This window comes from Pantoea sp. EA-12 (assembly GCF_030053355.1).
In the GTDB taxonomy this organism is placed as follows: Bacteria; Pseudomonadota; Gammaproteobacteria; order Enterobacterales; family Enterobacteriaceae; genus Pantoea; species Pantoea vagans_C.
In genome coordinates this window covers 94,271-106,730 of sequence record NZ_JASGBY010000003.1, presented here as the reverse complement: position 1 = coordinate 106,730, position 12,460 = coordinate 94,271, and the positions used below count along the sequence as shown (strand labels likewise).

Genomic DNA, 12,460 nt, shown 5'->3' with positions numbered 1-12,460 from the left:
CGTTACGCGTTAAATCGAGGTTGTTGCACAAGGTTTCGCGGTAAATGGGGGAGAGTGCACAAACCGCCGCACTGAAGTACGGCGGCGGCCACGAGGTTATCCGTGTTCGCGGAAGCGCATGGAGAGGTCGAGGGCGCGAACATGTTTGGTCAGCGCGCCCACCGAGACGAAATCAACGCCCGTTTTGGCAATCTGCGGCAGGGTGGTTTCGGTGACATTGCCAGAAACCTCAAGCAAAGCCCGTTTCGCAGTAAGTGCCACGGCTTCATGCATCATCTCAAAGCTGAAATTATCGAGCATGATAATATCGGCTCCGGCATCAAGCGCATCCTGTAATTCCTGCAGGCTCTCTACTTCCACCTCCACCGGCACATCTGGCTCCAGCCACAGCGCTTTCTCAACCGCTTTGCGCACAGAACCGCTGGCAATAATGTGGTTTTCTTTGATCAGGAATGCATCAGAAAGGCCGAGGCGGTGATTGTTGCCACCACCGCAGAGCACGGCATATTTCAACGCAGTGCGCAGGCCCGGCAAGGTTTTGCGTGTATCCAGCAACTGGGTTTCGCTACCGTCCAGTAGCGCGACATAACGACTGACCTCTGTCGCCACGCCGGACAGGGTTTGCACAAAATTCAGTGCGGTACGCTCTGCGGTTAACAGCAGACGCGCCGGGCCGTGTAATTCAAACAGGAGTTGGTCAGCGACCACATTTTGACCGTCCTCGACATGCCAGATGAGCGTGACTTTATTACCCAACTGGATAAAGACTTCCTCGACCCAACGTTTACCACAGAAAACACCGGCTTCGCGCGTAATGATCTGCGCTTCAGCCTGCTTATCTTCAGGCAAGAGCAAGGCGGTGATGTCACGATCGGCATCGACTTCGCCACCCAAATCTTCCTGAAGCGCGCGGGTTACGGCTTCCGGGATATCTTGTTCTATGCGTTTAATCAGTTCCTGACGACGATGATCGGGATCGTAACGACGCGATGCCATGGTGATGCCACTCCACTAGTCGGAATTTTGTGCGCCCACCTTAGCCTGATTTATTGACTATTGCCAGACACTGCTGAATGAAATGTTTAGTATCCTTAACACGGGCATCCCTGCGCATTAAGTCGCAAGCGCGCAGGGGGATTCATGGTATTCTCGGCAAAGTTTGGCTAAGGATTGAAGGCATGAAACTGGAAGATGGCTGGATCACCAGCGCGCGCAAAGTGCCCTCACCGCACTTCAATCAGCGTCCGGAATGCGAAATTCCGTCGCTGTTAATCATCCATAATATCAGTTTGCCGCCTGGCCAATTTGGCGGTCCGTGGATTGATCAATTGTTTACCGGGACCTTACCCCCGGATGCTCACCCCTATTTTGCCGATATCGCCCATTTACGCGTGGCGGCACACTGCCTGATTCGCCGTGATGGTGAGCTGGTGCAGTACGTTTCGTTTGACCAGCGGGCCTGGCATGCTGGCGTTTCGCAGTTTGAAGGTCGAGAAAACTGTAATGATTTTTCGATGGGTATAGAGCTTGAAGGGACTGATACGCTGCCCTATACCGATGCACAATATGATACTTTGCAGCAGGTTAGTGCCTTGCTGCTTCAGCATTATCCGCTGACGCTGGATCGTATTACCGGTCACAGTGATATCGCACCGCAGCGTAAAACCGATCCCGGTCCCGCTTTTGACTGGATGCGCTATAAAGATGCTATCAGGCAGGAGAATCCTTGAAACCGCAGGAGCAGGTATGACGTTGTTTAGCTTGTTATTAGTTTTAGGTTGGGAGCGCCTTTTTAAATTGGGTGAGCACTGGCAACTGGATCATCGGTTGGAACCGCTGTTCCGTGGACGCCAGCGCTTTTCGCTGCTGCGCACGCTATTAATGACCCTGGTCGCCATGCTGATTGTCTGGCTATTGGTCTGGAGCCTCAAAGGCATTCTGTTTGGCGTGGCGCAACTGGCTTTCTGGATTGTGGTGGGGCTGCTGTGCATCGGCGCGGGCTCGGTGCGTTTGCATTATCACAGCTACCTGAAAGCGGCGAGCCATGACGATGAAGCGGCGCATCAGGTCATGGCTGCCGAACTGACGCTGATTCATGGCGTGCCCGTTGAGTGCAGTGAGCGTGAATTCTTGCGTGAACTGCAGAATGCGCTGATCTGGATTAACTTCCGTTTCTACCTTGCTCCGCTGTTTTGGTTTGTGGTCGGTGGGCCATACGGTCCGGTCCTGCTGGTGGGATACGCTTTTCTGCGCGCCTGGCAGACCTGGCTGGCGAAACATCACTCGCCACTTGAGCGCGCGCAGTCAGGCGTCGATCGCGTCCTGCATGTGCTGGACTGGATCCCGGTACGCCTGGCAGGCGTGGCTTATGCGTTACTCGGTCATGGTGAGCGGGCATTGCCAGCGTGGTTCGCTTCGTTGAGCGATCGCCATCGCTCGCAATATCAAGTGCTGACCAGCCTGGCGCAGTTCTCACTGGCACGCGATCCGCACATGGACAAAGTTGAAACGCCACGTGTCGCCGTGGCGTTGGCTAAGCGTATTTCTCTGGTACTGGTTGTGGTCGTGGCACTGTTGACTATTTACGGCACGCTGGTGTGATCGGCTGGCGGCACGCCAAAATCCGGTGTGCCGTCTTCGCGCCATCCCAGGTACTTCAAACGCGTATGGCGGTTCGGATCCCATAACGGATCGCCCTCGATTTCGGTGTAGTTCCGTGCGTGATACACCAACACATCTCTTCCTTGCTCATCAACGGTAAAGCTATTATGCCCCGGTCCATATTGCTGATTTTCCCAGCTGGTGGTGAAGACTGGACGCGCTGATTTCTGCCATGCGCTGTTGTCGAGCGGATCGGCCAGCGCATCAATACTCAACATGCCAAGGCAGTAATTTTCATCGGTCGCGCTGGCAGAATAGGTCACAAACAAGCGATCGCCATGGCGGATAGCTGCCGGGCCTTCATTGACGCTAAATCCTGCGCACTCCCACTCATACTCTGGCCGGCTTAGCATCACGGGGGCGCTTTTTAAGGTCCAGGGGTTGAGTAATTCCGCCAGATAGAGGTTGGAATTACCGGGGATCGCGGGATCTTTTTGTGCCCACAGATACCAGTTTTTGCCTTGATGCACGAAATGTGTGGCATCAAGAGAGAAGGAGTCGAGGGGAGTAAACACGCGACGCGCGGGCTGCCAGCGACCCGAAAGCGGATCGCTGTCATCACACACCAGCGCGTACATACGATGTTGAAACAACCCGTCTTTAATGTCGCGTGTGGGAGCTGCGGCAAAATAGATCACCCACTGCCCATTAATATGATGGAGCTCAGGCGCCCAGATCAGTGCACTGAAAGGCCCGGTATCGGGTTTGTGCCATACCGTGACCGCTTCTGCCTCAATCAGGTCAGCTAACGTCTCTGCATAGCGAATTTCCAGGCGGTCATACTGCGGCACCGAGGCGACAAAATAGTAGCCTTGACCATGACGCAGAATAAAGGGATCGGCGCGTTGGGTAATAAAGGGATTTGGCCAGTTCATTTGATCTCTCCTGGAAGTGAGGTGGCAGACGGTGTGGCATGAGACGGTTCACGCTGGCTTGCACGCCGAAGTGCAAGGTCATCCTGAATCGTGCGCATCAGTTGACGATCAACTTTCAGCAAGCGCACGACTCCTGCAGTGATGAGATAGCCGACACCGGGAATCACAGTGAACAGCAGCACAATGCCGTTAATGGCGGTCGGTGATTGCTGCTTCGCCCCAGCGTCATAGCCATAAATGGAGAGCAAGAAACCGACCATCGCACCTGCCACCGCCAGCCCCACTTTCAGGAAAAAGAGGTTGCCAGAGAAACTCATGCCCGTGATGCGTTTACCGGTTTTCCATTCGCCATAATCATCAACGTCCGCCATCAATGACCAGTGCAGAGGCGACGGGATCTGATGCAGGATATTCAGCAGGAAATAGGCGATGACCACCGCAACGGTTGCCTGTGGATCAATCCAATAAAAGGCACAGGAAAACAGCGCCAGCACGATATTGATCCAAAAAAACACTTTCAGTTTGCACCAGCGATCGGTAAGGACTTTAGCCAGCGTGCTGCCTAACATCATGCCCACCACGCCCAGGCTGATAAACAGCGTAGCGAAATGCGTGGATTGTCCCATCACCCAAATGACGTAGTACATGGTGGCCGCCATGCGGATAAAACCGGGGCAAACGTTACAGAAGGTCAGCAGCAAAATGCGTACCCATTGGTCGTTCTTCCACACGTCGCGCAGATCTTTTTTCAGGTCATCATTATTCGGTACTGCCGGGCGAATACGCTCGCGCACGGTGGCAAAACAGAACAGGAACATGGCCAGGCCAATCAGCGCCAGTACACTCATCGCCATTTGATAGCCGCGCGCTTTGTTGTCCCCTCCAAACCACTCTGCCATGGGCAAAATGGAGAGTGACAGGATCAGTGTGGCCACACCAACCATGACAAACCGGTACGACTGACAAGAGACACGTTCACGCGGATCGTTAGTGATTACCCCGCCCAGAGAGCAGTAAGGGATGTTTATTGCCGTGTAGGTGAGTGACATCAGAAAGTAGGTGACAAAAGCCCAGATGACTTTGTTGTCGTAGCTCCAGTCCGGTGTGGTGAACATCAGGACGCTGAACAGGACATAGGGTACTGAGACCCATAACAGCCACGGGCGAAAACGGCCCCAGCGGCTTTGTGTGCGGTCCGCTATCGCACCCATGATGGGGTCGGTCACCGCATCCAGCACGCGCACAGAAAGCAGAAGGGTGCCGACCAGCGCCGGGGCGAGGCCAAACACGTCGGTGTAGAAATAGTTAAGGAACAGCATGATGGCACCGCCGATCATGTTGCATCCGGCATCGCCCATGCCATATCCCAGTTTCTCTCTGAATGAGAGGGCGGCTCCTTTCATTGTTCGTCTCCATCTGCAAGGTGAGACGAAATTATTAGCGTTAAATCAGTAACATGGTGGGGAGGATTTGGTTACGTAGATGGACAAAACAGGTGGGCGGAGAAAAGTGTGAGGCAGATCAGCAGAACTGCCCGGCGACGAGGCACCGGGCAGAGACAAACATTAGGCTTTTTGCACTTTATTCTTGATAGCGTAACCCACAGCCAGGATCACCAGCCAGACCGGAATCAGCCAGACAGAGATCGCCATACCCGGAGTCATGACCATGATGACCAGTACTGCCGCCAAAAACAGCAAGCAGATCCAGTTCCCCAGCGGATAGAGCACCGCTTTAAAGCGCGTGGTCACACCTTGTTGGTCTTTCTTCTTACGGAATTTCATATGAGCGAGGCTGATCATTGCCCAGTTGATCACCAGCGCTGACACTACCAGCGACATCAGCAGGCCAAAGGCTTCACCTGGCATCAGGTAGTTGATCAGTACACACAAAGCGGTTGCCACAGCGGAGACCATAATAGTGGCAACCGGTACGCCGCGACGGTCAACGTTTAACAGCGCTTTCGGTGCGTTACCCTGCTGTGCTAAGCCGAACAACATACGGCTGTTGCAATATACGCAGCTGTTATAGACCGACAGCGCAGCCGTCAGAATTACCACGTTCAGCGCGTTCGCGACCAGCGCATCACCCAGTTCATGGAAAATCAGTACGAACGGGCTGGTGTCTGCCGTTACACGCGTCCATGGCAGCAGTGAAAGCAATACAGCCAGTGAACCGATGTAGAAGATCAGAATACGCCACAGCACTTGGTTGGTGGCTTTAGGAATGCTCTCCTGAGGATTATCCGCTTCTGCCGCCGTGATACCGACCAGTTCAAGACCGCCGAAGGAGAACATGATGATGGCCATCATCATTACCAGTCCAGACCAGCCATTTGGCATAAAGCCGCCCTGTTCCCACAGGTTGCGAACGGTGGCTTGTGGACCGGCGTGACCGCCAAACAGTAACCAGGCGCCGAACAGGATCATGCCGACTACTGCCACTACTTTAATAATGGCGAACCAGAACTCCATCTCACCAAACACTTTAACGTTGGTCAGGTTAATGGCGTTGATCACCACGAAGAAGATGGCGGCACTGGCCCAGGTGGGAAATTCGGGATACCAGAACTGAATGTATTTACCGACGGCGCTTAATTCGGCCATGGCAACCAGCACATACAGCACCCAGTAGTTCCAGCCTGAGGCGAAACCGGCGAAGTTGCCCCAGTACTTATAAGCGAAGTGGCTGAAGCTACCGGCAACCGGCTCTTCTACGACCATTTCGCCCAGCTGACGCATAATCAGAAAGGCAATAAAACCGGCAATGGCATAACCCAGAATCACGGCCGGGCCGGCCGATTTAATCACTGATGCGCTGCCCAGAAACAGACCGGTACCCACGGCACCGCCCAGCGCAATAAGCTGAATATGGCGATTTTTCAGGCCGCGATGCAGCGACTCGCCATGCTGTTGTTCCATACAAACCTCGTGATGTTGTTATTGTGCACCTGCAGTGCGCGCACTGTAAGGCTGTTTTTACCTAATGTATTCTTTTCTTTACGGTATCTGGCGTGCTGTGTGCATGTCCCGGCTACCATGGCGTCCAGAATAGTGATAAGCGCGCCGCTTTGCACCTGCTTTTGCTTTTTGTGCTGAGAGATGGCTGAAAAAGCAGCAGTATCCTCTGTGGAGCACCCAAGATATTTCTGACATGAATAAACAATAAACACGAATAGCTTTGCCTTATGGTTTAGCGACGCTGAATCGGCTAACCCTGTGTAAGGTTTAGTAAAAGTGAAATCTGTTAACAATTCACTTTGCCGGCAAATTTATGCCTTCAGCACGGTGAGTTAGCGTGCTGCAACAGCGATATACCCTTGAAGTGTGATGGGGGCCATATAGACACAAGGTGAATACTTTGTTACTTTACGGGCACTATTTTTCAATTGGTATTACCAATTTACTCCGGACGTTTGGCTGATAAGAAGGGAAGATGGCTTACAGTAAAATTCGCCAACCCAAGCTCTCCGATGCGATTGAGCAACAGCTGGAGTCCCTCATTATGGAGGGGACACTTCAGCCGGGTGAAAAGCTGCTCCCCGAACGCGAACTGGCGAAACAGTTCGATGTCTCACGTCCATCCCTGCGCGAAGCGATCCAGAGCCTTGAAGCCAAAGGCCTGCTGCTGCGTCGTCAGGGCGGTGGTACCTTCGTGCAAACGAATCTCTGGCAGAGCATGAGTGACCCGCTGGTCAGTCTGCTTGCTGAGCATCCAGAATCTCAGTTTGACCTGTTGGAAACCCGTCACGCACTGGAAGGCGTGGCTGCGTATTACGCCGCGCTGCGTGGCACAGATGAAGATTTGCAGCGCATCCGTGACTGCCATGTTCATATCCAGCAGGCACAGGACAGTGGCGATTTGGATGCCGAGGCCGATGCAGTGATGAAGTATCAGATCGCTGTCACAGAAGCCGCTCATAATGTGGTGCTGTTACATTTGCTGCGCTCTATGGGCCCTATGCTGGAACAAAACGTTCGCCAGAATTTTGAATTGCTCTACGCTCGCCGGGAAATGCTGGCGAAAGTGAGTGGTCACCGCGCCAGTATTTTTGAGGCGATTGTGGCTCGTGAGCCAGAACAAGCACGCGAGGCATCTCATCGTCACCTGGCGTTCATTGAGGAAATCTTGCTGGACAGAAGTCGGGAGCAGAGTCGTCGTGAACGCTCCCTGCGTCGTTTACAGCAACGTAAGGAATAACGCACGGCAACGAACGTGCGGAAAACAAACGACGGACCTGTCTTCTTGTGCTGTGAATAAGAAGCAAAGCACAAGCAGACAGGCTCCTGATAATTCAACGTATTAGACACAGATAAGGAACACACCCCATGTCAGAACGTTTACAGAATGACGTGGATCCGATCGAAACTCGTGACTGGCTACAGGCGATCGAATCGGTCATCCGTGAAGAAGGTGTTGAGCGCGCGCAGTATCTGCTTGATCAGGTACTGAACACAGCACGCAAAGGTGGTGTTAAAGTCGCTGGCGGCGCTTCTGCTATCAGCAACTACATCAACTCTATTGCTGTTGAAGATGAACCGGACTATCCGGGCAACACCTCTCTTGAACGTCGTATCCGTTCCGCAATTCGCTGGAACGCCATCATGTCGGTGCTGCGTGCGTCGAAGAAAGATCTGGAGCTGGGCGGTCACCTCTCATCTTTCCAGTCTTCTGCCACCATTTATGAAGTGTGCTTTAACCACTTCTTCCGTGCGCGCAGTGATAAAGACGGCGGCGATCTGGTTTACTTCCAGGGTCACATTTCTCCGGGCATCTACTCACGTGCTTTCCTTGAAGGCCGTCTGACTGAAGAGCAGATGAACAACTTCCGTCAGGAAGTTCACGGTAAAGGTCTGTCTTCTTACCCGCACCCGAAACTGATGCCAGATTTCTGGCAGTTCCCGACCGTATCAATGGGTCTGGGTCCGTTGAATGCGATCTATCAGGCGAAGTTCCTGAAGTATCTGGAGCACCGTGGCCTGAAAGACACCTCAAACCAGACCGTTTATGCCTTCCTGGGTGACGGTGAAATGGATGAGCCAGAATCTAAAGGTGCGATCACTATCGCCACCCGTGAGAAGCTGGACAACCTGGTGTTCATCATCAACTGTAACCTGCAGCGTCTGGATGGTCCGGTCACCGGTAACGGTAAGATCATCAACGAGCTGGAAGGCATCTTCGCGGGTGCAGGCTGGAACGTGATCAAAGTGATCTGGGGCGCGCGTTGGGATGAACTGCTGAAGCAGGACACCAGCGGCAAGCTGATCCAGCTGATGAACGAAACTGTTGATGGCGACTACCAGACCTTCAAATCCCGTGATGGCGCATACGTGCGTGAACACTTCTTCGGTAAATATCCGGAAACGGCTGCGCTGGTAAAAGACTGGTCAGACGAAGAGATCTTCGCCCTGAACCGTGGCGGTCACGATCCGAAGAAAATCTACGCGGCACTGAAAAAAGCGCAGGATACCAAAGGTCAGCCGACCCTGATCCTGGCACATACCATCAAAGGTTATGGTATGGGTGACACCGCGGAAGGTAAAAACATCGCGCACCAGGTGAAGAAGATGAACATGGATGGCGTTCGCTACATCCGCGATCGCTTCAATGTGCCAGTGGCTGACGATAAGATCGAATCCCTGCCGTACGTCACCTTCGAGAAAGGTTCCGACGAGTACAACTATCTGCACGGTCAGCGCGAGAAGCTGGGTGGTTATCTGCCAACGCGTCAGGCGGAATTCAGCGAGAAGCTGGAAATGCCAACGCTGGAAGAGTTCAAGCCGCTGCTGGAAGAGCAGAACAAAGAGATCTCGACCACCATCGCCTTCGTGCGTGCGTTGAACGTAATGCTGAAGAACAAGTCGATCAAAGATCGTCTGGTGCCAATCCTTGCGGATGAAGCGCGTACCTTCGGTATGGAAGGTCTGTTCCGTCAGATTGGTATCTACAGCCCGAACGGCCAGCAGTACACCCCGCAGGACCGTGAGCAGGTTGCTTACTATAAAGAAGACGAGAAAGGCCAGATTCTGCAGGAAGGGATCAACGAGCTGGGCGCAGGTTCATCCTGGCTGGCGGCGGCGACCTCTTACAGTACCAACAACCTGCCGATGATTCCGTTCTACATCTATTACTCGATGTTCGGCTTCCAGCGTATCGGCGATCTGATGTGGCTGGCGGGCGACCAACAGGCACGCGGCTTCCTGGTCGGCGGTACCTCTGGACGTACGACGCTGAACGGCGAAGGTCTGCAGCACGAAGATGGTCACAGCCACATTCAGTCGCTGACTATCCCGAACTGTATCTCTTACGATCCGTCTTACGCGTACGAAGTGGCTGTCATCATGCAGGATGGCCTGGTGCGTATGTATGGCGAAGCGCAGGAAAACATCTACTACTACATCACCACGCTGAACGAAAACTACCACATGCCTGCGATGCCGCAGGGTGCGGAAGAGGGTATCCGTAAGGGTATCTACAAGCTGGAAACGGTAGCAGGTAGCAAAGGTAAAGTGCAGCTGCTGGGTTCAGGTTCTATCCTGCGTCACGTGCGTGAAGCGGCACAGATTCTGGCTAACGACTACGGCATTGGTTCTGATGTGTATAGTGTCACCTCGTTCACCGAACTGGCACGTGATGGCCAGGATTGTGAGCGCTGGAACATGCTGCATCCGACTGAAGCACCACGCGTTCCTTACATCGCTCAGGTGATGAACGAAGCGCCAGCAGTGGCCTCAACCGACTACATGAAGCTGTTCGCAGAACAGGTTCGCAGCTACGTCCCAGCCAGCGACTATCGCGTTCTGGGTACGGATGGCTTCGGTCGTTCTGACAGCCGTGAAAACCTGCGTCACCACTTCGAAGTGGATGCATCATACGTGGTGGTTGCTGCACTGGGTGAACTGGCTAAACGCGGCGAAATCGATAAGAAAGTGGTGGCGGATGCGATCACTAAGTTCAATATCGATGCCGATAAAGTTAACCCGCGTCTGGCTTAAGAGGTAAGAGAGTAATGGCTATCGAAATTAACGTACCGGATATCGGGTCAGACGAAGTTGAAGTCACCGAAATCCTGGTGAAGGTAGGCGACAAAGTTGAAGCTGAACAGTCGCTCATCACCGTGGAAGGCGATAAAGCCTCAATGGAAGTCCCTTCGCCGCAAGCCGGCGTAGTGAAAGAGATCAAGATCGCCACCGGTGACAAAGTGAATACCGGTTCACTGATCATGATCTTCGACGCAGAAGGCGCGGCGGCTGCACCGACAGCAGAAGAGAAAAAAGCCGAAGCGGCGCCAGCCCCGGCGGCTGCTGCGGTCAGCAAAGAAGTTAACGTGCCTGACATCGGCGGTGATGAAGTTGAAGTCACTGAGATCCTGGTGAAAGTTGGCGACAAAGTTGAAGCGGAACAATCACTGATCACCGTTGAAGGTGACAAGGCTTCAATGGAAGTCCCTGCACCGTTCGCGGGCGTGGTGAAAGAGATCAAAATCGCCACTGGCGATAAAGTGAATACCGGTTCGCTGATCATGATCTTCGAAGCGGAAGGTGCAGCGCCGGCTGCCGCACCAGCAGCGAAGCAGGAAGCGGCTCCAGCTGCAGCCCCTGCAGCTGCGGGTGGCGCGAAAGACGTCAACGTGCCTGATATCGGCGGCGATGAAGTTGAAGTCACTGAAGTGCTGGTAAAAGTAGGCGACAAAGTCACCGCTGAACAGTCACTGATTGTGGTTGAAGGCGACAAAGCATCGATGGAAGTGCCTGCGCCATTCGCCGGTACCGTGAAAGAACTGAAAGTGTCCACGGGCGACAAAGTCAGCACCGGTTCACTGATCATGGTGTTTGAAGTAGAAGGCGCTGCGCCTGCTGCTGCGGCACCTGCGGCGAAACAGGAAGCGGCTCCAGCACCGGCAGCGGCGAAACCTGCTGCGGCTCCAGCGGCTAAAGCTGACGCGAAAGGCGAGTTTGCTGAGAACGATGCTTACGTGCACGCCACGCCAGTGATTCGTCGTCTGGCACGCGAGTTCGGTGTTAACCTGGCGAAAGTCAAAGGCACTGGCCGTAAAGGTCGCATCCTGAAAGAAGACGTGCAGTCTTACGTGAAAGATGCGGTGAAACGTGCTGAAGCAGCCCCGGCTGCAGCGGCAAGTGGCGGAAGCCTGCCAGGCTTGCTGCCTTGGCCGAAAGTCGATTTCAGCAAGTTCGGTGAAGTTGAAGAAGTGGAACTGGGCCGTATCCAGAAAATCTCAGGTGCTAACCTGAGCCGTAACTGGGTGGTTATCCCACACGTTACGCACTTCGATAAGACCGATATCACCGATCTGGAAGCATTCCGTAAGCAGCAGAACGCTGAAGCGGAAAAACGTAAGCTGGATGTGAAGTTCACCCCGGTGGTGTTCATCATGAAAGCTGTTGCGGCCGCGCTGGAGCAGATGCCACGTTTCAACAGTTCCCTGTCTGAAGATGCGCAGCGTCTGACGCTGAAGAAATACATCAACATCGGTGTGGCGGTGGATACGCCAAACGGTCTGGTGGTTCCAGTGTTCAAAGATGTGAATAAGAAAGGCATCACTGAACTGTCGCGTGAACTGATGGCGATTTCTAAGAAAGCGCGTGATGGCAAGCTGACCGCCAGCGATATGCAGGGCGGTTGCTTCACCATCTCCAGCCTGGGTGGCTTGGGTACCACGCACTTTGCGCCAATTGTTAACGCGCCGGAAGTGGCTATCCTCGGTGTTTCCAAGTCAGCGATGGAGCCGGTGTGGAATGGTAAAGAGTTTGAGCCGCGTCTGATGATGCCAATCTCACTCTCCTTCGACCACCGCGTGATCGACGGTGCAGATGGTGCGCGCTTTATCACCATCATCAATAACACACTGTCCGACATTCGCCGTCTGGTGATGTGAAGTTAACCAAGGCCGGCAAATGCCGGCC

9 protein-coding genes are annotated in these 12,460 nt (G+C 53.7%); 5 read left to right on the top strand and 4 right to left on the bottom strand.

What is annotated here, in order from left to right; translation table 11 throughout:
• Positions 1-96: 96 nt before the first annotated feature.
• Entirely contained in the window at positions 97-996 is a 900-nt protein-coding gene (gene nadC, locus QMZ30_RS05760) for a carboxylating nicotinate-nucleotide diphosphorylase (protein ID WP_283226680.1), read from the bottom strand.
• A 182-nt stretch (positions 997-1,178) separates the two neighbouring features.
• On the opposite strand from nadC, the gene ampD reads away from it, so the two are divergent.
• The gene (gene ampD / locus QMZ30_RS05755) at positions 1,179-1,730 is read left to right on the top strand and encodes a 1,6-anhydro-N-acetylmuramyl-L-alanine amidase AmpD (RefSeq protein ID WP_283226679.1); all 552 of its coding nucleotides are present in this window, start codon (positions 1,179-1,181) and stop codon (positions 1,728-1,730) included.
• Between the two features lie 16 nt (positions 1,731-1,746).
• Entirely contained in the window at positions 1,747-2,601 is an 855-nt protein-coding gene (ampE, locus tag QMZ30_RS05750; protein WP_283226678.1) for a beta-lactamase regulator AmpE, read from the top strand.
• Here the strand turns inward: ampE and QMZ30_RS05745 are convergent.
• The 3 genes from QMZ30_RS05745 to aroP all read right to left on the bottom strand — a co-directional run bounded on the left by QMZ30_RS05745 (position 2,583) and on the right by aroP (position 6,457).
• Entirely contained in the window at positions 2,583-3,536 is a 954-nt protein-coding gene (locus QMZ30_RS05745) for a glycoside hydrolase family 43 protein (RefSeq protein ID WP_283226677.1), read from the bottom strand. The two genes, ampE and QMZ30_RS05745, sit on opposite strands and share 19 nt — an antisense overlap.
• Entirely contained in the window at positions 3,533-4,939 is a 1,407-nt protein-coding gene (locus QMZ30_RS05740) for a glycoside-pentoside-hexuronide (GPH):cation symporter (protein ID WP_283226676.1), read from the bottom strand. Before QMZ30_RS05740 ends, QMZ30_RS05745 begins: the two co-directional genes overlap by 4 nt.
• Positions 4,940-5,101: 162 nt before the next feature.
• Positions 5,102-6,457, bottom strand: a complete 1,356-nt coding sequence (aroP, locus tag QMZ30_RS05735) for an aromatic amino acid transporter AroP (protein ID WP_039331328.1) — start codon at positions 6,455-6,457, stop codon at positions 5,102-5,104.
• Positions 6,458-6,971: 514 nt separating this feature from the next.
• Between aroP and pdhR the strand changes: the two genes are divergently transcribed.
• The 3 genes from pdhR (at position 6,972) to aceF (ending at position 12,432) form a co-directional block, all read left to right on the top strand.
• Positions 6,972-7,736 carry a pyruvate dehydrogenase complex transcriptional repressor PdhR gene (gene pdhR / locus QMZ30_RS05730; RefSeq protein ID WP_034829622.1) on the top strand — a complete coding sequence of 255 codons (765 nt, stop codon included), beginning with the start codon at positions 6,972-6,974 and terminating at the stop codon, positions 7,734-7,736.
• 128 nt (positions 7,737-7,864) lie between these two features.
• The gene (gene aceE, locus QMZ30_RS05725) at positions 7,865-10,531 is read left to right on the top strand and encodes a pyruvate dehydrogenase (acetyl-transferring), homodimeric type (protein ID WP_039331323.1); all 2,667 of its coding nucleotides are present in this window, start codon (positions 7,865-7,867) and stop codon (positions 10,529-10,531) included.
• Between the two features lie 14 nt (positions 10,532-10,545).
• A complete protein-coding gene (gene aceF, locus QMZ30_RS05720; protein ID WP_283226675.1) occupies positions 10,546-12,432 on the top strand; it encodes a pyruvate dehydrogenase complex dihydrolipoyllysine-residue acetyltransferase in 1,887 nt (628 codons plus the stop codon).
• Positions 12,433-12,460: the final 28 nt, after the last annotated feature.

Excerpts from the sequence above, each read along its gene's own strand:
- QMZ30_RS05745 (WP_283226677.1), bottom strand. The coding sequence starts at position 3,536 with ATGAACTGGCCAAATCCCTTTATTACCCAACGCGCCGATCCCTTTATT.
- aroP (WP_039331328.1), bottom strand. The coding sequence starts at position 6,457 with ATGGAACAACAGCATGGCGAGTCGCTGCATCGCGGCCTGAAAAATCGC.
- aceE (WP_039331323.1), top strand. The coding sequence starts at position 7,865 with ATGTCAGAACGTTTACAGAATGACGTGGATCCGATCGAAACTCGTGAC.
- pdhR (WP_034829622.1), top strand. The coding sequence starts at position 6,972 with ATGGCTTACAGTAAAATTCGCCAACCCAAGCTCTCCGATGCGATTGAG.
- nadC (WP_283226680.1), bottom strand. The coding sequence starts at position 996 with ATGGCATCGCGTCGTTACGATCCCGATCATCGTCGTCAGGAACTGATT.
- QMZ30_RS05740 (WP_283226676.1), bottom strand. The coding sequence starts at position 4,939 with ATGAAAGGAGCCGCCCTCTCATTCAGAGAGAAACTGGGATATGGCATG.
- ampE (WP_283226678.1), top strand. The coding sequence starts at position 1,747 with ATGACGTTGTTTAGCTTGTTATTAGTTTTAGGTTGGGAGCGCCTTTTT.
- ampD (WP_283226679.1), top strand. The coding sequence starts at position 1,179 with ATGAAACTGGAAGATGGCTGGATCACCAGCGCGCGCAAAGTGCCCTCA.
- aceF (WP_283226675.1), top strand. The coding sequence starts at position 10,546 with ATGGCTATCGAAATTAACGTACCGGATATCGGGTCAGACGAAGTTGAA.